Origin of the sequence: Flavobacterium sp. JAS (genome assembly GCF_020991455.1) — a bacterium.
Taxonomy (GTDB): Bacteria; Bacteroidota; Bacteroidia; order Flavobacteriales; family Flavobacteriaceae; genus Flavobacterium.
This window is the reverse complement of sequence record NZ_JAJMOX010000011.1, coordinates 46,730-68,435: the sequence shown is the minus strand read 5'-3', so window position 1 is coordinate 68,435 and position 21,706 is coordinate 46,730. Positions and strand designations below refer to the sequence as shown.

The 21,706-nt window shown below is 33.1% G+C and carries 16 protein-coding genes and 1 other RNA gene; 7 read left to right on the top strand and 10 right to left on the bottom strand.

Translation table 11 applies throughout. From position 1 onward, the window contains the following. The first annotated feature begins 19 nt into the window (after positions 1-19). Positions 20-1,249, top strand: coding sequence for an RsmB/NOP family class I SAM-dependent RNA methyltransferase (locus tag LPB88_RS17210; RefSeq protein ID WP_230716877.1), 1,230 nt, complete (start codon positions 20-22; stop codon positions 1,247-1,249). A gap of 341 nt (positions 1,250-1,590) precedes the next feature. On the opposite strand, the gene LPB88_RS17205 is transcribed toward LPB88_RS17210, so the two are convergent. Both LPB88_RS17205 and LPB88_RS17200 read right to left on the bottom strand, forming a co-directional pair. Further along, a complete protein-coding gene (locus LPB88_RS17205; protein WP_230716876.1) occupies positions 1,591-2,631 on the bottom strand; it encodes an AMP-binding protein in 1,041 nt (346 codons plus the stop codon). Positions 2,632-2,638: 7 nt separating this feature from the next. Then, complete coding sequence (locus tag LPB88_RS17200) at positions 2,639-3,568, bottom strand: CPBP family intramembrane glutamic endopeptidase (protein ID WP_230716875.1); 930 nt, start codon at positions 3,566-3,568, stop codon at positions 2,639-2,641. A 148-nt stretch (positions 3,569-3,716) separates the two neighbouring features. Between LPB88_RS17200 and arsC the strand changes: the two genes are divergently transcribed. The 3 genes from arsC (at position 3,717) to fumC (ending at position 8,784) form a co-directional block, all read left to right on the top strand. Then, a complete protein-coding gene (gene arsC / locus LPB88_RS17195; RefSeq protein WP_230716874.1) occupies positions 3,717-4,061 on the top strand; it encodes an arsenate reductase (glutaredoxin) in 345 nt (114 codons plus the stop codon). 96 nt (positions 4,062-4,157) lie between these two features. Next, positions 4,158-6,623 carry an outer membrane beta-barrel family protein gene (locus LPB88_RS17190; protein ID WP_230716873.1) on the top strand — a complete coding sequence of 822 codons (2,466 nt, stop codon included), beginning with the start codon at positions 4,158-4,160 and terminating at the stop codon, positions 6,621-6,623. 775 nt (positions 6,624-7,398) lie between these two features. Continuing rightward, complete coding sequence (gene fumC, locus LPB88_RS17185) at positions 7,399-8,784, top strand: class II fumarate hydratase (protein ID WP_230716871.1); 1,386 nt, start codon at positions 7,399-7,401, stop codon at positions 8,782-8,784. 159 nt (positions 8,785-8,943) lie between these two features. On the opposite strand, the gene LPB88_RS17180 is transcribed toward fumC, so the two are convergent. Beyond that, the gene (locus tag LPB88_RS17180) at positions 8,944-10,146 is read right to left on the bottom strand and encodes an NAD(P)-dependent oxidoreductase (protein WP_230716869.1); all 1,203 of its coding nucleotides are present in this window, start codon (positions 10,144-10,146) and stop codon (positions 8,944-8,946) included. A gap of 240 nt (positions 10,147-10,386) precedes the next feature. On the opposite strand from LPB88_RS17180, the gene LPB88_RS17175 reads away from it, so the two are divergent. Then, positions 10,387-11,589: a serine hydrolase gene (locus LPB88_RS17175; RefSeq protein ID WP_230717039.1), complete on the top strand. Its 1,203-nt coding sequence runs from the start codon at positions 10,387-10,389 to the stop codon at positions 11,587-11,589. Between the two features lie 67 nt (positions 11,590-11,656). Next, positions 11,657-12,052: a transfer-messenger RNA gene (ssrA, locus tag LPB88_RS17170) on the top strand. Between the two features lie 571 nt (positions 12,053-12,623). Here ssrA and LPB88_RS17165 read toward each other — a convergent pair. Further along, positions 12,624-14,093, bottom strand: a complete 1,470-nt coding sequence (locus LPB88_RS17165; protein WP_230716868.1) for a DUF1254 domain-containing protein — start codon at positions 14,091-14,093, stop codon at positions 12,624-12,626. A gap of 535 nt (positions 14,094-14,628) precedes the next feature. Between LPB88_RS17165 and LPB88_RS17160 the strand changes: the two genes are divergently transcribed. Continuing rightward, complete coding sequence (locus LPB88_RS17160; RefSeq protein WP_230716866.1) at positions 14,629-16,236, top strand: DUF1254 domain-containing protein; 1,608 nt, start codon at positions 14,629-14,631, stop codon at positions 16,234-16,236. A gap of 555 nt (positions 16,237-16,791) precedes the next feature. Here LPB88_RS17160 and LPB88_RS17155 read toward each other — a convergent pair. The 6 genes from LPB88_RS17155 to LPB88_RS17130 form a co-directional block, all read right to left on the bottom strand. Beyond that, positions 16,792-17,343, bottom strand: a complete 552-nt coding sequence (locus LPB88_RS17155) for a hypothetical protein (protein WP_230716865.1) — start codon at positions 17,341-17,343, stop codon at positions 16,792-16,794. A gap of 19 nt (positions 17,344-17,362) precedes the next feature. Beyond that, entirely contained in the window at positions 17,363-18,382 is a 1,020-nt protein-coding gene (locus tag LPB88_RS17150; protein WP_089350554.1) for a relaxase/mobilization nuclease domain-containing protein, read from the bottom strand. Further along, positions 18,379-18,756 carry a mobilization protein gene (locus LPB88_RS17145; protein ID WP_089350555.1) on the bottom strand — a complete coding sequence of 126 codons (378 nt, stop codon included), beginning with the start codon at positions 18,754-18,756 and terminating at the stop codon, positions 18,379-18,381. Before LPB88_RS17145 ends, LPB88_RS17150 begins: the two co-directional genes overlap by 4 nt. A 122-nt stretch (positions 18,757-18,878) precedes the next feature. Further along, positions 18,879-19,811, bottom strand: coding sequence for a toprim domain-containing protein (locus tag LPB88_RS17140; protein WP_230716863.1), 933 nt, complete (start codon positions 19,809-19,811; stop codon positions 18,879-18,881). Positions 19,812-20,082: 271 nt separating this feature from the next. Then, complete coding sequence (locus LPB88_RS17135; protein WP_230716862.1) at positions 20,083-21,309, bottom strand: primase-helicase family protein; 1,227 nt, start codon at positions 21,307-21,309, stop codon at positions 20,083-20,085. An 80-nt stretch (positions 21,310-21,389) separates the two neighbouring features. Then, positions 21,390-21,668 carry a helix-turn-helix domain-containing protein gene (locus LPB88_RS17130; RefSeq protein ID WP_095928957.1) on the bottom strand — a complete coding sequence of 93 codons (279 nt, stop codon included), beginning with the start codon at positions 21,666-21,668 and terminating at the stop codon, positions 21,390-21,392. Positions 21,669-21,706: the final 38 nt, after the last annotated feature.

Here is a 21,706-nt window from a genome sequence, read left to right as displayed (position 1 = left end):
TGCAACTCAAATAATTAAAATGAGATTACACAGAAATTTAGTTTATACTACCATCGATTCTTTAAATGCAATTTTCAATGAAGGAGAATATGCAGACAAAGTGGTAGCTAGAGCCTTAAAAAAAGACAAACGTTGGGGAAGTTCTGACAGGAAGTTTGTTGCTGAAACGATATACGAAATTGTTCGTTGGAAAAGATTATATGCAGAAATTGCTGAAGTAAAAGAACCTTTCGATAGAGATAATTTATGGAGAATGTTCGCAGTTTGGGCAGTTTTAAGAGGATATCCAATTCCGGATTGGAGACAATTAGAAGGAACTCCTGAAAGAAAAATAAAAGGACGTTTTGACGAACTTTCAAAAGTTAGAGCACTTAAAGAATCTATTCCGGACTGGATGGACGAATTGGGAGTTAAAGAACTTGGAGAAAAAGTTTGGTCGACAGAAATTGCCGCTCAAAACCAGCCAGCAAAAGTTATTTTAAGAACTAACACCCTTAAAGGAACTAAAGAAAGTCTGAGAAACACGTTGATGGATTTAAATATTGAAACAGAATATTTAAAAGATCAGCCCGAAGCTTTAGTTTTAAAAGAAAGAGCAAATGTATTTTTGACCGATGCTTTTAAACAAGGACTTTTTGAAGTGCAGGATGCAAACTCACAATTAGTAGCCGGTTTTCTTGATGTAAAACCAGGAATGCGTGTTGTAGATACTTGCGCCGGTGCCGGAGGAAAAACTTTGCACATTGCTTCTTTGATGGAAAACAAAGGACAATTGATTGCAATGGATTTATACGAAAGCAAACTAAAACAATTGAAATTAAGAGCTAAAAGAAATGGTGCTTTTAATATCGAATATCGTATTATCGACACTACAAAAGTGATCAAAAAATTACACGAAAAAGCTGATCGTGTTTTAATTGATGCGCCTTGTAGCGGTTTAGGAGTTTTAAAAAGAAACCCTGATGCGAAATGGAAATTACAACCTGAATTTATTGATAACATTCGTAAAGTACAGGCAGAAGTTTTAGAGAGCTATTCTAAAATTGTAAAACCAGGCGGGAAACTAGTTTATGCAACGTGTTCGGTTTTACCATCTGAGAATCAAGAGCAGGTAGAAAAATTCTTAAAGACTGAAATCGGAAAGCAATTTACTTTTATAAAAGATCGTAAAATATTGGCTTCTGAGTCTGGTTTCGATGGATTTTACATGGCCTTGTTAGAACGTAAAGATGCCGTAATTAAAGAGTAATTAATTACTAAATAATATAAAAAAGCCTTTAGATTAAATTTCTAAAGGCTTTTTTTTATACTATGACAAATCTACAGGACACATATCTGGGGAAATTAAACAATATGTTGGTATATTGTAGGGGCTACAACTTGGTCGATTAACAAGAGGTTTAGAACAGTCCATTTTGTAACCATTTAAATAATAAATATAATTACCACCTTTAATTTGTTTTAGTTCATCCTTGCTTAGCACCTGAACATTTGGAAGATTTAGAATAAGCTTCATAGGTATCTTGTTTTTAAGTTAATACCTTTAAAGATAGCTAATTTTTCTTACATATACAAAAGCACTAAAAAAAATTAAGATAAACTAGGTTTACGCAACAACTTCCCATTTTCGTTCTCTTTAAACTTCGGAACAAAAACAATTTCTTTAGGTTTTTCAAATTTCCCCAGAGTATCGAAAAAGTCAAGAGCAAATTCTTGTTTTTCTCCTTCGATAACTAAAATTAATTTTTCTCCCAAAACTGTATCCGGAATTCCGGTCACAAAAAATCGGGCATCAATTTTTCCAATAAGCTTTGCTTCAATTTGCTCTGGAATAAGCTTTACTCCACCGCTATTTATTACATTATCAATTCTTCCCAGAAAGATAAATTGATTTTCATTTATCAACTCTACAAGATCATTGGTAACAATTGGTTCGTCAGAAATAGAAGGAACAGAAATTACTAAACAATCGCGATCATCTTTAGCAATTTTTACATTTGGCAAAATCGAAAATACACTCTCACCTACTCTTTTAGCAGCAATATGCGTGATTGTTTCGGTCATTCCGTAGGTCTCGTAGATTTCGGTTTTTAATGGTAACAATTTCTCTTCGAGTGCACTGTCAATTTTAGCACCGCCGATAATCAGTTTCTTCACATTTTTCAAACCTTCAATAGAATTCTGAACTTGTAAAGGTACCATCGCTACAAAATCATATTTAGTCGAATTATTTGCTAAAGGTTCTGTACTTGGCGAAACAATATCAAGATCTAAGCCTAAAATCAAACTTCGAACTAACATCATTTTACCCGCTATAAATTGGGCCGGTAAACACAATAAAGCTTTATTTCCGGGTTCTAAACCAAAGAAATCTCCAGTTGCCAATGCAGACTGAATCATGGCTTGTTTTTCTAACCTTACAAGCTTAGGGAGTCCAGTTGTTCCGGAAGTTGTCATTTCGATATAATCCTTATCATCGAACCAATCCAGTAAAAACTCACCAATTATTTTCTCGTAGGCATCACCTTCTTTGATATAACTATATCCTACTCGCCCCAAGTCTTTTCCGTTTAAATGGTAGCCATTTAGCTTAAAATAATTATGTACATTTTTATGTGTTAACTTTGACATGATAGTGTTAATTTGGTGATTGTAAAACATTTATTTTACCCGTTAATTTTTCTTTCCAATTGGTCCAGTTGTATTTTTTGCTGAAAATAAAAAGCATAATTGGATAAATAACTACAACTGGTAAAATGACATCAAAACCTGCAGAAGGTTCCGACATATCTTTAAAAATAGAGTTCGTCTGAAAAACAGACCAATCTGTTGTTACTAACAAAGCTCCAATCAAATTGTTGGCGGCATGAAACCCTAAAGCCAATTCCATTCCTTCATCCATAAGAGTGATTATTCCTAAAAACAAACCAGTTCCTATATAATAAACCATAATAATATTCCCCATTTTGGTTACTTCAGGATTGAACCAATGCATAGAACCAAAAATAAGCGAGGTCATCAAAAGCGGAAACCACTTATTTTGAGCCAGGTTCGCAAACCCCTGCATCAAATATCCTCTAAACACATACTCTTCAGTACTGGTTTGAATCGGTATGAATATTGTTCCAATAAGCACTAAAAGTAAAAATGGAACTAATTTAAAATTCCACTGAAAATTCTCCGGAGACTTAAAATAAACAAATAAGAAACTCAATATTGTGAAAAAAGACCACAAAAAGAATGAAAACAAAATACGATTCCAATCTATTTTTCTTCTGGATGTCGTAACAGATAAAAGCGTCTGATTGTGCAGATACTTTACAACAAACCAAACTGCTGCAAATGCAAAAACAAAAGAAATCATAACCAGAAACAAAGTAACATTTGGCTCAAACATTTTCATTGCAGTATCATTATCGCCAGGAAAAGATTCTTTACCATTATAATTAAAATAAACCGCCAATGTAAAAGGAATCTGACCAATAAACGAGGCCGTAATAATAAAAACTGATCCTATCAAATATTTCCAAAAACTATTTTCAGGTCTAATTCCTTGTTCTAAAAACATATATTTAAAATTTTAAAAATGAGAAAAAATATCTTTTACAGATCCTGCCTTAAAAGACATTTAGTTTAATAAGTAAATCTTATTTTTGGTGTTGCTAAAGTACCAAAATTTTACTTTAACTTAGTTAGAACACCTTAAATATAATAAAATGATACAAATTTACCATAATCCTCGTTGCGGAAAATCAAGAAATTGCTTAGCTTTTATTGAACAAACTGATCAAAAATATGAGATTATTCCTTATTTAACTGAGACTCCAACATTTAATGAGTTAAAAGATTTACTTGAAAAATTAAATTTAGATCCGGTTCAATTAGTTCGAATAAAAGAAAAAATATGGATTGAAAATTATAAAGGAAAAGAATTGACTAACGATCAAATTATTCAAGCAATGATTGATAATCCTATTTTAATCGAACGCCCAATTGTCATCAAAGACGGAAAAGCTATTATTGGCCGTGATTTAGATCTCGTTGCTTCTTTTTTAGATTAGCTACAAAGACTCATATTAACATTTTTTTGTGATTTCTTTCATTAAACCAAAAGGGACATTTGTGGTCTAAGAAGAATAAAGAAACCAAAAAAAGCAATGAAAAACATCAAATTTGCTGTATTACTTGTATTCCTTTTTACAAGTTTTTACAATTATGCGCAGCAACCACCAGCGGGCAAAAACAAAGTAAAAGTTACCGGAAAAGTTTTCGAAAAAGTAAGTAAACAACCTCTTGAATACGCAACGATTTCGTTAATGGCTCCAAATGACACAAAAGTTGTTGCAGGAGGAATTACGAACCCAAAAGGAGAATTCGAGGTTGCTGTAGTTCCTGGAACTTATGATATAAAAGTTGAATTTATTTCGTTTAAAGCCACTGAAATTAAAGGAAAAAATATTTTAGGAGATACAAATCTAGGAGCTATAAATTTATCTGAAGATGCAGCACAATTAAGCGAAGTTGTCGTTCGTGCCGAAAAATCTACAGTAGAAATAAAACTGGACAAAAAAGTTTACAACGTTGGTCAGGATATGATGGTAAAAGGAGGAACTGTAAGCGACGTTCTTGACAATGTACCTTCTGTTTCTGTTGACACTGAAGGAAATGTGAGTTTAAGAGGAAGCGATAATATCCGAATTTTAATTGACGGAAGACCTTCAAACGCAATCAACGTTGCCGAAGCGTTACGCCAACTTCCGGCTGATGCCATTGACAAAGTCGAAGTTATTACCAATCCATCTGCACGTTATGATGCAGAGGGTGGATCAGGAATCATCAATATCATTCTTAAAAAAGGAAAAAACCAAGGTTTAAACGGAACTTTTATTGCCTCAACCGGGATTCCTGAAACGTATGGTTTAAGTGGAAATTTAAATTATAAAACCGAAAAATTAAACTACTTCACCACTCTTGGATACAATCACAGAACAAGCGAAGGTGCAGGTTTAACCAATACTGAATATCTTGATGCAAACGGAAATCCAAAAGGATATCTGGATGAAGATCGTGATACTAAAAGAACTTCTGACGGATTTAACGGAAGAGCCGGTATAGAATGGACCGTTGCACCAAATACTTTCTGGACAAATGCTATTAATTACCAAAAGAGTTCTGGTGACACAAGAGATTACATCACCTATAGTAATTTTGACGCAGCGCACACTTTTACAGGTAACTCATACCGATTAAATGATGGTGTTACCGGAAGCGAAAATGTAGAATATACCTCGAACTTAATCAAAAATTTCAACGATAAAGGACACAAACTTACTGCCGATTTATCGATTTCAAGAAATACAGACGATAGTAACAGTACCATTACTGCATCACCAAATTTCAATACTACACTGAACGATCAGGTTCAAAAACAAGTACAATTACAAGCAGATTATGTATTGCCTTTAGGCGAAGGAAGCCAGTTTGAAGCAGGATACAAAGGAAGTTTTGGCGACCTGAACAACGAATATGTAATAACAGACAATCTAGGTAAACCAGATCCTGATTTATCAAATACTTTAGAATACAAGGAAAACATAAACGCGCTTTACACGCAATACGGTTTCAAGGTAAACAAGTTCTCTTATTTATTTGGTCTACGTTGGGAAGACACCAACATTCAGGTTAATTTATTGGACACTAATGATTTCAACACTAAAAAATACAACAACCTATTTCCAAGTGCGTTTGTTAGTTATGAAATCTCAGACCAAAGTAATTTCACAGCAAGTTACAGCAAGCGTTTAACAAGACCTAGAGGACGTTTCATGAACCCTGCAACAAATTATTCCAGTAATGTTAATATCTTTCAGGGAAATCCTGATTTAGATCCTTCTTTAACTGACAAATACGATATTGGATACATCAAACGTTGGGAAAAATTAACGTTCAATACCTCAGCTTATTTTGAAAATACAAAAGACGTTTTCAGTTTCGTGAGAACTCCAAACGGCCAGGAAGTAGATGGAATTCCGGTTATCTTAAGCCGTCCAATTAACTTAGGGAGAGAACAAAAATTTGGTTTTGAGTTTACTCTTAATTATACACCATTCAAAGTGTGGAGAATCAACAGTAACTTCAACTTCTATAACGTAAAAACAACAGGAGAAAACACTTATACAGATACTAACGGAAACACAGTTGTACAAAATCTAGACAATCAAGCCAATACCTGGTTTGCCAGAATCAACTCAAAATTGACTTTGCCATACAAAATAGACTGGCAATTAAGCGCCGTTTACAATGGTGAACAAAAAACAGCTCAGGGTAAAAACTTAGGTCAGTTTGGTATGAATACCGCTTTTAGCAAAGACGTCTTAAAAGACAAAGCAACAATTGCATTCAATATTAGTGATATTTTTAACTCAAGAATCATGAAGTCATATACTTACCTTCAAAATGATGTGACAAATGAGAGCCAAAATTCCTATAGTGAAATGCAGTTCCGTAAACGCCAGTTCAACTTATCGTTTACCTATCGTTTCAACAAAGCTAAAAACGACAGAGATAAAAATGCAGCACCTAAAAATGATGGTGACAATGGTGGAGGAGATTATCCTGGATAACATACATTAAATTCCAAATTTTTAAATTCCAAATTCCAATTGTAAGACTTAATAAATAGGTTTTAGAAAATTGGAATTTGGTTTTTTTTATTGAAGCTGGAATTCTTTTGATTGGAATTTGGAATTTAATTTTCGGCAATAAAAAAAAGGACTCGTATAAACGGGTCCTTTCTTTATGAAGTCAATTTAAAATTAAATTGATTGCTCTTCTTGTCTCTTTTTTGCTCTTTTCTCTTTGAACATTTCCCAGCTTGCTCCCGTAACCCAATAAGATACGAAACCAACTAAGAAAAACATCAACCAAAACCCTATAGTTAGTATGGTCAAGAAAAGTAAAAAGCCTAAGTACTGTGAAAATTCAAACATGTTTTCCGGAATTTTTGAATGTAAGGACAAATGTAAGTTTTATATTTTTCGTTAGCAATAAAATCCAAATCAATTTTCGTAAAATCACAATTATCCGTATATTTAAACTCATTTTAAATAAGGGTTTTTCACGATTATTATTTAACTGCCTAAACAAGAAGAATATGAGTGTTTTCAGGAGCTATTTCCCGCTATCCGTTACAATCTTTTATATTTTTAAAGAAAAAACATAAAAGAATTTTCACTACTATCGGGGCTAGGCACTCGTTTCCAAAAGAAAATTTTAATATCAAAATAAAAAATCCGTTTTAATCAGCGCTTTTACGAAGTAAATCCGTGTCATCCGCGTTCAATTTACCACTACATTTTACAGAATACATTTTACACATAACATCATATATACAACAAAATGAAATACAGAATAGAAAAAGACACCATGGGCGAAGTTCAAGTTCCTGCCGATAAATATTGGGGAGCACAAACCGAACGTTCAAGAAACAATTTCAAAATTGGACCATCGGCATCAATGCCAAACGAAATCATTGAAGGTTTTGCTTATCTAAAAAAAGCTGCTGCTTATGCCAATTTTGATTTAGGCGTTTTACCAATCGAAAAAAGAGATGCGATCGCAGCCGTTTGCGACGAAATTCTGGCCGGACAATTAAACGACGAATTTCCGCTTGTAATCTGGCAAACCGGTTCAGGCACACAAAGCAATATGAACATAAACGAAGTTATCGCCAATCGTGCACAAGTTCTAAAAGGATTCAATATTGGCGAAGGCGAACAATTTATAAAAGCAAATGATGATGTTAATAAATCGCAATCATCAAACGACACTTTCCCAACCGGAATGCATATTGCAGCTTACAAAATGATTGTTGAAACGACAATTCCCGGTGTCGAAAACCTACATTCGACCTTAGTCAAAAAAGCAGCAGAATTTAAGGATGTTGTCAAAATTGGTCGTACACATCTTATGGATGCAACGCCATTAACATTAGGACAGGAAATTTCAGGATATGCCGCACAATTATCCTTCGGATTAAAAGCGCTTAAAAATACTTTAGTCCATTTATCAGAAATCGCCTTAGGCGGAACCGCTGTTGGAACGGGATTAAATACACCAAAAGGCTACGACGTAAAAGTGGCCGAATATATTGCAAAATTCACCAATCATCCTTTCATCACAGCCGAGAATAAATTTGAAGCTCTCGCTGCACATGATGCAATCGTTGAAACACACGGAGCTTTAAAACAATTGGCAGTTTCTTTAAATAAAATTGCAAACGACGTCAGAATGTTAGCTTCCGGACCACGCTCAGGAATTGGAGAAATCCACATTCCAGAAAACGAACCAGGATCTTCCATCATGCCCGGAAAAGTAAACCCAACGCAATGTGAAGCCTTAACAATGGTTTGTGCACAAGTAATAGGGAATGATATGGTAATTGCGGTCGGCGGAATGCAGGGACATTATGAACTAAATGTTTTTAAACCTGTAATGGCAGCTAACTTCCTGCAATCGGCAAGACTTTTGGGTGATGCTTGCGTTTCATTCGACGAACATTGCGCACAAGGAATCGAACCAAACTACAAACGAATCAAAGAATTAGTAGACAATTCATTGATGTTGGTTACCGCTTTAAACACCAAAATTGGATATTATAAAGCTGCCGAAATTGCACAAACCGCACACAAAAACGGAACAACTCTTAAAGACGAAGCCGTTCGCTTGGGTTATGTAACTCCCGAAGATTTTGACGCTTGGGTAAAACCCGAGGAAATGGTTTAATTGTTTTGTTTGAAAAAGTTTCAAGTTTCAGGTTTCAAGTTCTGGATCGCAGAACTTGAATATAAACTTTTTAAATAACAAAAAAAGAGGTGTAAAACTTAAAGTTTTACACCTCTTTTTTTAACTTGAAACCTGAAACCTGAAACTTGAAACTTTTTTCTATTTCCCGTCTACATAATCTTGCAAATAACTAAATCTTTCGGTTAACTTTCCGTTTTCAGTTATTTTTGCACGTTTTAGGATTCCGTCTTTGTCATTATTAAAGAAAGCAGGAATTACGTGTTCCATAAATTGTTCTCCAAAACCTTCACTTGCATCTTTTGGAATTTCGCATGGCAAATTATCAACCGCCATTACTACAACTGCAGCCGGATGAAAAATATCAACCTCTTTATCTTCTAAAGGAAAATAACCATATAAAGGTTCTGCAATTGTTGACGAACGCAAAGTACAAGCAATTGGTCCGTTTACATCACACGAAATATCAGCAACAACTTTTAGTTTGCAATCATTTGCATTTAGCATTTCTTTTGTCAAAATCACTGGCGCATCACTTGAATAAAAATGACCTGCAAAATAAATATCTGAAACTTTAGTAAATTTTTCGAAATCAGAAACATAAGCTTCCGGATGACCAATAAAATCATTAAAATCTATAACCTCACCGTCAATTCTCTTATTATATTCCAGAACATCCAATTGTACATAAACTGCCTGCGTGTAGTTCTTAGTTAGATAATTATCAACCGTAATTTCTTTTATTTTTATAGCATCCAGAATTTCTTTAGCTCCACTTCCCACCTTTCCGGTTCCAGTAAGGACAAACTTTAAAGCTGGCATTGTAATACGCTTTAAATGCTTAATTAAATCGTCTTTTCCGGCAAGAGTTTCTGCTTTTGGCAATTTAAATAACTCAAATTTTATCCCAAAAGCGCGAATTCCGTTATAAACACCAACCATTCCGGCATATTTTCCAAAACCTATTAAACGGCGATTCTCAACATCAACAATAGTTTCATGATCGTACAAATCGATATTTTTCTCTAAAATTGCCTGCAGTAATTTTCTATTATAAGGTTGTTTTTTTATAGTATGAGAAAAGAAAAAATAAGCTTTATTTGGAATTAAATTTTCTACAGGAACTTCTTTCACACCAAATAAAACATCACAATCAGAAACATCATCTGTAACTGTAATTCCCATACTTTTATACTGAAGGTCTGAAAAAATTCTGATATCTGAACTTTCTACCTCAACAACAGCATCGTGATACAATTGTTTCAGTTTTGCTAATTCACTTGGAGCAAAAACAACTCGGCGATCTGGTGGGCTTTTTCTTTCTTTTATGATTCCAAATTTCATTTAAATAGGTTTGAAGTAATTATTAATATAACTTTTTACATCTTATTTGTTTCAAATATAACAATTTTAGTTAAAGTTTTGTTGCAGAATTACAATTTAGAATGTTTACAAACCGTTAAATACTGACAAACAATCAACTAATTAAACAAAATCCTAATTTTTTGTTAAAACATGCTTTTAAAGCATCTCAAAAGGGCAAATCATAAATATTGAATTCGATATATTTGTTTTTCAAGAATGATGCAAATGAATTTCCTTAAAAGAACAAATATACCACAAATACTTTTTCTAATTTTAGTTTTAAGTTCATGTGGAAAAGATAAAAAAGCGAGTATTGACAAAGCTTCGACAATAGAAGATACCTTACCAAAAATGAAGCCTTTAGGTCCTGAAAAACGACTTACTCAGGCCTATATAAATTCAGTAACCGGAAGAATAAATCACTTTTATAACAAAAACTGGCCAAACAATAGTATGAATGGAAGTTTTTTGGTCGCCAGAAACGGCCAAATTATCTTTGAACGCTATAATGGTTATGCCAATAAAAATGAAGGAACCAAAATAACAGCTAATACTCCTGTACAAATTGCTTCAGTGAGCAAAGTTTTGACTGCAACAGCGGTTTTAAAACTTGTAAACGCTGGTAAAATTGATTTAGATCAAAAGGTAAACACTATTCTAAAAACATTTCCTTATGAGGATTGCACTATTAGAATGTTATTATCTCATAGAACCGGAATGCGTAATTATGCTTATTTTACAGACAGAGACAAATCGGTTTGGGACAGACATAATCAGCTTACGAATAAAGATATCTTAGATATTCTAGCCACAAAAAACATTGGGTTAGAATCTAAAACCGGAACACGTTTCAGTTATTGCAATACAAATTATGCAATGCTTGCCCTAATCATTGAAAAAATCACCGGGCTTACTTATAAAGAAGCAATGTCTCAAATGATTTTCAAACCTTTAGGAATGACTCATACTTATGTTTTTGACGATGACAAGGACCGAAAAAAGATTGTGCCTTCTTATAAAGGAAATGGTGCAGAAATTGGTTTTGATTATCTGGATAATGTTTATGGAGATAAAAACATCTTTTCGACCGTACGAGATCTTTTAAAATTCGACAGAGCCAGAAATTCACCTGACTTTTTAAAACCCGCACTTTTAAAACAAGTTTATACTGGTTATAGTAACGAGCGCAAAGGAGAAAAAAATTACGGGCTTGGTATTCGAATGATTAATTGGGAAACCGGACAAAATTATTACTTTCACAATGGATGGTGGCATGGCAATACCTCATCATACATCCCATTGATGAAAGAACATGTAACCATAATTGCGTTATCTAATAAAATGACCAGAAACACTTATGCTGTTCGTAAACTGGCGCCTGTTTTTGGTGATTATCCGTTTAATTTTAAGGATGAAGAATAATATTATTTTTGTGTAAATTTTATTACCAAAGTATCTTCAAATAGTATAAATTTGCAAACTCATTTTTGGGGTCGACTGGTTTTGACAGCAAGTCGAATTGAAAAGTAAGCACGTCGAGCATTGAGACCTTGCTCGTAAATATAAGATCTTACAATTTTACACGGCGAAAATAACTACGCTTTAGCTGCATAATCTGAATTATAGTAAGATTAGCCACGTCCCTATCAGATAGGGAAGCTGGATTCTCCTTGAAAGCCTTGGTTTGTGGCGGTCAGTATAGGGGAACCGTAAAAATAGACCTAGATTTCCATGAGCTTCGGGTGGAATTCGAAATTAAGAAGATAAGTGTTGAGTGGTTGTTCCTGACCTAGCTTAACATCGAAAATCCAATCAGGAAATAAACGTGTAGAAAGCTCTTTAGTTGCTTGTTTGGACCCGGGTTCGATTCCCGGCGACTCCACAAAAAAGCCTGTAAACTCTTTGTTTACAGGCTTTTTGTTTTTTAGTTGACAATTTAGTTGATGTTTTCATTGTTAATAAAAACAATTCGAGAACTCTTCCTCTTACAAATTAAAAACATCTCTTTACAGTATTAATCAATAGAAACTATCTTTCAATACAAAAAATATGAATTAAGTTAATTTCACACTTCCAGAAATTAACTGAACATTCTTGAGTAAAGCAAAAGGTATTTCAGGTACAATTAAGATATAGATTGAAGTAGTATGATTAAAAAAGTAAATTAATTTTTAATTATACTGGGAAAAATCAAAATCTTTATTTTTTATTGGTAAGTCTTCATAGATCGATTTTTTAAACTTAAAATATAAAAATCTCTTAAACACTACATTGCCCAACTCAGAAGAAAAAACACGAGGAGGTATATAAAGAAATTAAGAGTGCATATACTACACCCTTAACTTTGTTTCCTCTTTTGTAGGGAGATCTACATTCTTTTTACAACAAAAAAGCAATTAAACCAATCATAGAAAGGCTGTGTTATTCATTTTGCTTTATAGATTATGTTTTTTTTCTTATTTCACTTCTTTAATATCGTCCATTTTCCAGCTTTTATCAAAATAAGCTGCAGTTGGTCCATAAAAACGCATGTAGGTAAACCAATGTTTTCCAGGTAAAGTTTGAACCCAATTTTTCTCTTTTCCCGCTGGTGCTTTTGGTCCAAAATATAAATCAACTGATCCGTCGGCATTTTTGATTAAGTCTTTACGAGAAGATAAATCGGCGTTTTTTTGAGCATTATCAATTAAACAACGTGTTGCTACGTCATAAATAGTAATCGACCAGAAATTAACTGCCGGCGGATTTGCAGGAACATTTAATGTGTAGTTTTTGCTTCCGTCCAGCCAATTTCCATTGTTATCATAATAAGATCCCAGATATGCTTGACCTACATTTGGTATTTTTGTAATCATAGCTTTTGAGTACGTAACTGCTTCATAGAAATAAGAACTTCTTTCAAAAAATTCATCATAAGAATCAGCATGTTGCGATGGATCTTTAATAACCATTACATAATCCCATTTTTTATCCGGCCAATGTTTTACGTCCTTAAAACGTTTACTGAATGAATTTGCCATTGCCATTTGCTGCCCTTTCTCAGCAGCAGCAATTAGGATTTTCTTCTGATGTTCATCCGGGCTAAAAGGTTTTCCTTTTTCTATGCCAAGGTTTTTAAGCCACTCCATAAAAAAAAGATCACGTTCTTCAACAGGTTCATTTTGCAAAATAGCATGAAGTCGTTCCCAATAGGCAATTCCGGTTGGCTGAATTCCGTACCATTTTTTTCCTGCCGGCGGACTTACTACCTTTGTTGGCGTTGGATTAGCACGTTTATCATAAGGATAAATTTTTACCTGTTTCAACAATGTCTCGGTCACTTTTGGGTCCGGATCTAAAGCTCTAAATCCAAAAAACATATTAACCGTATTACAAGGAACTATAAAATAACCTGCCGGTTTAAAATCTTTCATCGTTGGTGGTACTAATATGTATTTACCTCCTTTTCCTTTATCTGGTCCCATTTCTCCAATAACAGCCTGCTCTCTTTGCCAGAAATCTGCAAGTCCTCCAGCTGTATGTCCGGCTGGCATTTCGATAACTGTTGGTCCGTTTGCGGCTAAGTCAATAAATGACATAATGTAAGGTGTTGTTGCATTACCCGTTAAAATCCCTAAACGATCATTGTATGAATTATAAAAGACCAAATCATTACTCGATGCATTAAATGTTTTGTAATGAATATTTTGCCATTCTGCGAAAGCCACAATTGGCAATCCCCATAAGTAACATTGTGTGGCCTGCTGAAAATCCATTTCATCGAACAATAGTGGAATAGATTCTTTTGAAGGCAGTTCTCCATCCATTGTAATTTTAGCATCAGTTTGAGGTTTAGATATCGTAACTTCATTTGAGACTGCATTTCTTTGGCATCCCTGATTTAAAATCAAAGAAGTTATCAGAATAACTAGATATTTATTTTTCATACTTAAAAATTTATTTATTCTTTGCTTTAAGACTTATTAAATAAAATTACATATGATTTTTTAAACGGGCATTTCTAAACTTGTTTCATTTTATAATTTGAAACAAGTTTTATCAATGTTACGGTTTCAAAAATCTCTATTCGAGTTTAAATTATCTTAAGCGTTCGAATCGTAATTCAGAAAAAAAGAATTGTAAAAACTTAAAAAAAATGTTCAAATATTCAAACTAGAAATGTTAGATTTTCTCAAATGTTCTAATTATGAAATTTCAAAATCAGATATTCCTCTATTTAATAAATTCATGATTAAATTAGAAAATAGAACTTCATAATACTTCACCGGTAGTATAAAACTGAGAAAAAATAATCTGTTAAGGGGGAATATATACACCGCTAAACAACCAGCAATAAATTTAAATTCTGGTTTCATATTATAAGTTGAAACGGATTAGACTGTAGATAAAAACTAGGGTTTTTAGTACTTATTGTACTTTTGTTAGAATTCAATGAATTATTAATCAATTAAAAATGAAAAGATGAAAAAAACAATCAAATCATTATTAATAATAGGCAGTATATCTTTAATTAGCAATGCACAGGTACCAAAAAGCACTTTACAATCTATTTCTACTCCTGATGAAGTTCAGTCATCGCTCGGTACATTAAATTTTAAGGATGGCATGCCGGATGCCGCAACTGCACAAAAATTATATGACGAAATTGATTATGTGCATGGTGTCGATGCATTTATAAATGGATATGCAGCTGTATCCCAGTATGCAATAATAAACGGATTTAAAAAAGCAGGGATAAACGATAATGATGTGCTTGTTTTCTCGGGACTTATGGACTCAAAATCTCTTTTTCTTACCGCTAACGCAGATACTTACTATTTCTGGACTTATGCTGATTTAAGTAAAGGGCCCATCATTGTTGAGACACCTCCGAATACTTTAGGTGTTATTGATGATATGTTTTGGGGTTGGGTTACTGATTTTGGATTGCCAGGTCCTGACCGTGGTATGGGTGGAAAATACTTAATCGTGCCACCGGGTTACAAAGGAACTTTACCTGAAGGGGGATATTTTATTTATCATAGTAAAACCATGCAAGTGGGAATTTTAGGAAGAGCATTTTTAGAAAATAATGACCCTAAGCCTACAGATGAAAACGTAAAAAAGAATTTAAAAATATACTCTTATAACCCTGGAAGCTGGGGTTCAAGTATTGGCTCTTTTTTAAATGGACAGTCAACGCTTGCACCTATTTCTAAACCAAGTGATTTAAAGTTTGTAGAAGGAACGGGAAAAGAAATGAACACCATTCCTCCTGCTGATTATTCTTTTTTCGAAATGTTAAACAGTGCAATTCAAGCTCAGCCTGCTAATGCTTTAGATCCTGAAATAGCAGGTTATTTGGCTTCCATTGGTATTGTAAAAGATAAGCCATTTACTCCAAATGAAAGATTAAAAAAAATACTGATTAAATCTGCAGCAATGGGCAATGCAATAAGTCGTACGATCTCTTTTACACCAAGGCCAGAAGAAGGATTCAATTATTACGGCGAAGATAGCCATTGGGTAAACCCTTTATTTGTTGGTGGTTATGAGTTTCAAACTCCACCACCGATGATTACAAAAGAAGGTGTAAAACAATTTCCTGATGATGGTGCCAAAAAATTAAATGCCCGTATTGGTATGTTTTATTCTGCCACTGGTATTACACCGGCTATGTGTATGCGTTTAACAAATATTGGTTCACAATACTTAGGTAATTTTTTCGATTCAAAATCTGTAGCATTAAATGGAGCAAAAACATATAAATTGACATTGCCTGCAAATATTCCAGCAGCCAAATTCTGGTCGTTGACTTTATATGATAATCAAACAAGATCAATGCTTCAAACTCCGCAGCGTTATCCAAGAGCTGGAAGTCAAAGTTATCCTACACCTGCAGTGGTAGCAAATTCAGATGGCACTTATACAATTTATTTTTCTCCAAAAAAACCAGCAAATGTTAATGAGGGTAATTGGATTCAAACGATTCCTGGAAAAGGTTGGTTTACATTATTAAGGTTATACAGCCCACTACAGCCTTTCTTTGATAAAACATGGAAACCAGGAGAGATTGAAGAAGTGAAATGATTAGAACGAAAAATTAAATTTCTTGTTTAGATAATTTAAATCTCTCCCTTTTACATCTGATTCAATTATTCGTTTTCTATAAGTTTTGAATTGGCTAGAAAGATCATACAATCCCATTAAACGAAAAACCTCCAAAATCATATGACTTTGGAGGTTTTTAATTTATGATGAACATAAAGGTTTCAAATCACAATTACATATTTGATATTAGTTAAAAAATTGAATCTAACTATTTTTTTTTAAAAAATTTAAGTTAAATTATGTTTGTTAATATTTTCTTAAACAGTCCGTTTTCATACTTTAACAAAATTTTATACTCCTATCAAAAAAGCACTACGGTTTGTTTGCTATATTTTGCAAAAATTTGTCCCTCTGCTATACCTCAAAATACGGTAGACCTACTAAACAGTAAGTTGCCAATTTCTGTATCGGGAAAAATAAGTCTTAATTTTTAAATGCAGCCTACCATTTTTTAAGACAAAAAATCCTTTATAAATCTCCAACTTTATTTACTTAATTGAATAAAAGAAATTATTTTAATTCAAGTTTCCATCGTCATTTACTTTCTAGAGAGTTTACATATGCCTTTTTCATAAGCTTTTTAGTTTCTTTATCATTATTACTATACATATATTCCCAGGCTTTCCTTATCCTATCGTTTTGAATTTGTTGCATTTCAATTTCTTTGTTATTGTCGCTATAATGTATTCCCCAGTTGTAAAGATTGCTTAGGGCTACCATTATAACAAGCCATAAAAACCACCTTCCAAAAACAATTTTATAAAACAGTTTTGCATCTTGTTCTGGAAATAACAAAATCTGAAATTTCCTAACGATACTTTTTGGCTGCCTGCCAATCATAAATTTAATATCTAGGAAGCCTTTTTGCAGGATAGTCTCTATTGCTTTAATATCCAATGTCTCTGAAACACTTTTTGCTGTATTATCCTCCTTTTTAAAGGCATCTATTTTATTGCCTACGTTATTAACTGCAATAACAAGCGCCTCAATATGTTGATTATTTGTTTTCTGTTCCTGTGTAAATTCCTCCAATACTAATTGTAATGTTTCTCGTTCTATATATCCTTTGTTTCCATCTGTTTCCATACTATTATTTTTTAAAATATTATCTCCTTAATGATGACTTCTTTTTTTTCTTTTGGAGTCTTCTCATTAATTCAGGATCAATATAATCCGGTTCATATTCAGAATTCGTTAGCTGACCTGTAAACCCTAAAATCTCTTTAACAACTTCCTCCCCTGTTCTACCTGAGTTATAGCTTTGCTTTTCCTCGTTTTGCTTTCCAGTATTGAAAGAATTGGATATTGACTGCCTGTCTTTATTATGTTTTTTTTCTTCTCTTGTATTTTTTATCACAAGTTGCTCTTTATGGCGTAATATCTTTTCAATTTTTGTTAATGAAAAACCAACTTCGCTCCCCTTTATTTTTACTTTTTTATCATCTATAAAAGAAATTCCCCTGCCTTTAAGAACTTTATACCCCAAATCTCTCATCTGTCTCTCAAATGATAAATAAGAACTGACAGACTTTAATGTCTGTTGGATATCTGCTTTTAGTTTTTCTTTTCTACTGTCATGACGAGGCAATAACCTGTCTTTAGGGGACAGGAATGCTCTTGGGCTTAATACTTCTTGAAGACCGTATTTCTTTTCAAGACGACGACAAAGTTCAGCCATGCGTTTATAGCTATTGCTGTCATTGGCTACTTTGCCGTCAAATCCAACACGATTGGCTGCAATATGAATGTGTTGCTCTTTGGTATCCTTATGCAGTACACAGATGTATTGGTTGTCTGCTATACCAAACTCCTTAGCGCATTCTCTGCCAACTTCTCTCAATTGTTCTTTGGTCAATGTATCTTCCGGGGCTAAACGCAGGGTTAGATGCAACATTGGTTTTTCAATACGCCTGCTTAATTTTCTAACATCCTTAAACTGCCCAGTAAGCTCATATTTGTTTCCGAAGCATTTATTGTATTCTAATACTTCTGCACGCTCTTTATGCTGTAAATGATCTTGCATTGCAAGTGCAAGCTTTTTCTCTTCGGACAATTCTCTTTTATCTTCCAGACAGTAGCTAATGCAATGGTAAAAAGAGCTGCCTATGCTTACATGACCTATCATGACATAAAGTTTTTAATTTGGACAGCAAGATCTTTAACCTGACCTGACTGCACTTTTAATTCTGCCCTTTCAAGCGGACTTAATTCATCATTGCTATTTCTCTTTTTAGCAATTTGGTTCAGGTTGGCTGCCATATGGTTGAGCACTCCGGTAAAGCTTAGAATTTCTTTTGGAAGAGCTTTATTTCTGTAATCTATCTTTGCTGTGAGTCCAATTTCACGAAGGTATTCGGAAACGGTAAGATTTGCTTTTTTAGCTTTGGTTTCAATTATTTTACGCTCGTAGAGTGTACATTTAATTGCCATAAGCTGATCTCTTTTTACAGCCTTTTTGGGTCTACCTCCTGTATTTTTTTTAATTTCTTTCTCTTCCATAGTCTCTTATCATTTATTTTTTGAATGCGGCAGCATGAAAAAAATCCTCTCAACGAATGTGATAGCATGAGGGGAGCCAGCGTTTTGGTTTTACCAAAACATAGCTGGCTACCACTCGGACGTCATATAGATCTCCTAAAATTATGACCTTGTTTAACTTGCTTTCCCTGGTTTAACCATTCGTTTAAATCTTTCTTTTGCTCATATAAAAAACTTTGGTTGGTATATTTTGTAGAATCTCTTTGTAGAGCTTCATTAGTACATTTTACACCTCCTGTATCTCTGTCTAAATAGAGATCAACTCTCTCATGTTTTTCCATTAATTGCATAGACTTCTTAAAAAAAGACAGTGAATTAAGTATCAGGAAATTTGTTTGTTGATTAACTGATTTTTGATTCATCATTTTATAAGAGAGGTAGTCAAAAAAGCCTTCAAAAACGACTACTGATTTTGCTTGGGCATCTATGAAAGTGATGTCTTTTGGTGAGCTGCTACCTTTAAAATTTTCACTACGTAATTCATATCCTCCTGAAATATTCTGAAATCCAATTGCAATATACTTTCGATTATTTAAACAAAAATCAACCTCTTTGCAATGTTGTCTCGCGATCTCTTGTGAAATGCTTCGGTTATTTAAATAAGCTATCAACAACTTATTTTCCAATGTGCGTACATCAACAATGACAATTTTATCAAGAGGATTATCTTTCTTTTCATTTGCAATTCTTAGACTTGAATACTGTCGATTGTCATTCTTAAGTGATAAACTTATACCGGAGGAAATACTTTTACCATTTAAAAGTTGTAAAAATTCAGAAACTGTACATCTAAAATATTCAATCCCGAAATCAACTACATTTCCCCCCTTGCCTAATCCATGGTCATACCATGAATTTAATTTTTGATTTACTTTAAAAGAGGGTGTGTTTTCATTTCTAAATGGTGATAGATACCAATAATCCTGATTTTTTATTTTTGATGGCTCATGCCCCAATGTTTTAAGATAATTGACTAAATCAATTTGATTTGCAATTTTACAATTGAACTTTTCCATAATTGTTTTTTTTTAATAAATCTTCTATTTGATTTCGCACAAGTCTGTTCATTTGCCAATGAAAAAAAGAAATATAATTTTTACTTTTTTTGATATTTTGATGCAAATACCACCTAATCCATTGATTATATTAAGATTACATTGCATCAATAGCTACATCAATGCATCACTTTATTTTTGTCCTGCATCAGTTTTGCATCAAAAAAGATTGTTTTTTAGTTTGATGCAAGGTTTGATGCAGATCTCTTTAGCTCAATTACAGGACTTTATATTAATTTTGCATCAAAGCATCAAATATTTTATAAAACAAAATCTTTTTGATAGTATAAAAACGTCCTCTTCGATCTACTTTCACATATTCACCATGCGACAATAATTCAATTCCACAATAAGATTTCGTATTATCTTCAGGAGTAAAACCCCATCGTTTCAGAATATTTCTTATTTCATTAGCAGAAATATTTATTCTGTTATTTTGCCTCCTCAGTAGAATGAAAATATCATTAGGAGCCAATTTCAACTCATCCTCTTCCATTTTTTCAAAACACTCATGTATCAATTCAAGCATCAGAATTTCTTCTTTATTTCGATTTACAAGCTTTAACAAGGAAGCGGTCATAATCTGTTCGGGTTTAAACCACATTCTCGTTTTTTGCTCGGAAAAATAATTTCTCATTTGCAGGTACTTTAAGAAATACGGAATTTCTTTGTTCAGTTTTTTAAGAAAGAATACATCTTCTGTATTTATAGTGCGAATTTTACGAATCCAAAAACGGATTTCCTCCTCGTCTATTTGAATAAAATTATCTTCATTATTAGAACAAAGAATAAATTTTGCAAAGAATTCAATTTCTTGTCGATCCTTTCCTTTTGCTTCTACTTTATCTTTGTCAGTCGTAGAAAGGTACTTTAAACGTTCTGTAATTTCTTTTTTATCAAAAAACACTTCATCAATCGCTACAAGTAACATACTCGCCCAATCAGAATTAAACTGCGACCCAAATGAATCGCCTTTTATGTAAGTCATATTCATTCCAAAAATTGCTTTCAACCACTTTATAAAAGAGCTTTTTCCTGTCGATCGCTCTTTGCTTACCAAACAAAGAATTGGCAATGTTTGCGTAGGTTTTTCATATAAAAGTTTTATATAGTCTAAGCCTAATTGCGTTTGATCTCCAAAAATATGTTGAATAAATTGCAGTGAATTTGGAATCAATTTTTCGAGTTCATGAATTGAAAAATCCTTAGCTATTGGTTGGTTAGGCAGTTCATGATAGGTATTATAGAAATCATCTACAATTTGCTGGTAACCAAAATGATTCGGAATACAGCAAAAACCATCTAATTTGGATATATCGTTTAAAAACGATTTTCCATGATCTGAAATGATTGTTTCACGATTCCACCGAACCATCACTTTTACTTTATCGCCAGATATTAAAGGTTTATCTATAATTTTGAAATAGGAAGTTCCTACTCGTAAATATTTTTCTTCCATTTTGTGCAATGTTTTTTATTGTATATATAGTGTATACAATAGGTTAGATAATAAAAAAACAAGTATAGAAATGATGCTTTCTATACTTGTCTTTTATATTTCAGGGATTTTACTTCATTAAGAGAGTCAAATAACTCTTCGTGATTTATTAAAATTCTTCTCCCAATAGAAGAAGCCTTAATATTACCATTTTCAATGTGGTTTCTAATGGTCTGGCGATCCACATGCAAGAGTTCTGCCGCTTCTTTGACAGTATACATGTTATTCGATAAATCTTTCTCTGGTTTAGTAAGAAGTTGTGCAACTAAACCTTTTAGCTCTTTCAATTCTGATTGAATTGTTTCAAATGGATTTTGCATAAAATTGTAGATTTAATTTTTTACAATTTTATAACTTA

What these genes read in the sequence shown, in the direction of transcription:
- LPB88_RS17155 (WP_230716865.1), bottom strand. Translation starts at nt 17,343, where the DNA reads ATGGAAACAGATGGAAACAAAGGATATATAGAACGAGAAACATTACAA.
- LPB88_RS17180 (WP_230716869.1), bottom strand. Translation starts at nt 10,146, where the DNA reads ATGAAATTTGGAATCATAAAAGAAAGAAAAAGCCCACCAGATCGCCGA.
- arsC (WP_230716874.1), top strand. Translation starts at nt 3,717, where the DNA reads ATGATACAAATTTACCATAATCCTCGTTGCGGAAAATCAAGAAATTGC.
- LPB88_RS17160 (WP_230716866.1), top strand. Translation starts at nt 14,629, where the DNA reads ATGAAAAAAACAATCAAATCATTATTAATAATAGGCAGTATATCTTTA.
- LPB88_RS17175 (WP_230717039.1), top strand. Translation starts at nt 10,387, where the DNA reads ATGCAAATGAATTTCCTTAAAAGAACAAATATACCACAAATACTTTTT.
- LPB88_RS17130 (WP_095928957.1), bottom strand. Translation starts at nt 21,668, where the DNA reads ATGCAAAATCCATTTGAAACAATTCAATCAGAATTGAAAGAGCTAAAA.
- LPB88_RS17140 (WP_230716863.1), bottom strand. Translation starts at nt 19,811, where the DNA reads ATGGAAAAGTTCAATTGTAAAATTGCAAATCAAATTGATTTAGTCAAT.
- LPB88_RS17210 (WP_230716877.1), top strand. Translation starts at nt 20, where the DNA reads ATGAGATTACACAGAAATTTAGTTTATACTACCATCGATTCTTTAAAT.
- LPB88_RS17190 (WP_230716873.1), top strand. Translation starts at nt 4,158, where the DNA reads ATGAAAAACATCAAATTTGCTGTATTACTTGTATTCCTTTTTACAAGT.
- LPB88_RS17150 (WP_089350554.1), bottom strand. Translation starts at nt 18,382, where the DNA reads ATGATAGGTCATGTAAGCATAGGCAGCTCTTTTTACCATTGCATTAGC.
- LPB88_RS17205 (WP_230716876.1), bottom strand. Translation starts at nt 2,631, where the DNA reads ATGTCAAAGTTAACACATAAAAATGTACATAATTATTTTAAGCTAAAT.
- LPB88_RS17200 (WP_230716875.1), bottom strand. Translation starts at nt 3,568, where the DNA reads ATGTTTTTAGAACAAGGAATTAGACCTGAAAATAGTTTTTGGAAATAT.
- LPB88_RS17145 (WP_089350555.1), bottom strand. Translation starts at nt 18,756, where the DNA reads ATGGAAGAGAAAGAAATTAAAAAAAATACAGGAGGTAGACCCAAAAAG.
- LPB88_RS17165 (WP_230716868.1), bottom strand. Translation starts at nt 14,093, where the DNA reads ATGAAAAATAAATATCTAGTTATTCTGATAACTTCTTTGATTTTAAAT.
- fumC (WP_230716871.1), top strand. Translation starts at nt 7,399, where the DNA reads ATGAAATACAGAATAGAAAAAGACACCATGGGCGAAGTTCAAGTTCCT.
- LPB88_RS17135 (WP_230716862.1), bottom strand. Translation starts at nt 21,309, where the DNA reads ATGGAAGAAAAATATTTACGAGTAGGAACTTCCTATTTCAAAATTATA.